General features: G+C 62.8%; 1 protein-coding gene. It reads right to left on the bottom strand.

Features of this window, described 5'->3' with window-relative positions:
* Positions 1-261: 30S ribosomal protein S6 (gene rpsF, locus AC0IYH_RS32290; protein ID WP_471838403.1), on the bottom strand; the 261-nt coding region annotated here is incomplete at both ends.

A 261-nucleotide genomic window follows, 5' to 3' on the forward strand; every position in this document is an offset into this window, starting at 1 on the left:
GTCATGAAGCGGATCACGTCTTCGTTGATCTGGGTCTGACGCTCCAGCTCGGCGACCACGCCCGCGGGCGCGTCGATCTCGAGCATGACGTAATGCGCCTTGCGGTTCTTGGCGATCTTGTACGCCAGCGAACGGAGGCCCCAGGTTTCGGTCTTCACGACCTTGCCCTGATTGTCCTGCACGATCTTGGTGGCGGCTTCCGCCAGCGCGTCCACCTGCGCCTGTGCCAGATCCTGGCGCGCAAGGAACACGTGCTCGTAT

This window comes from Pseudomonas sp. AC463, assembly GCF_979253585.1.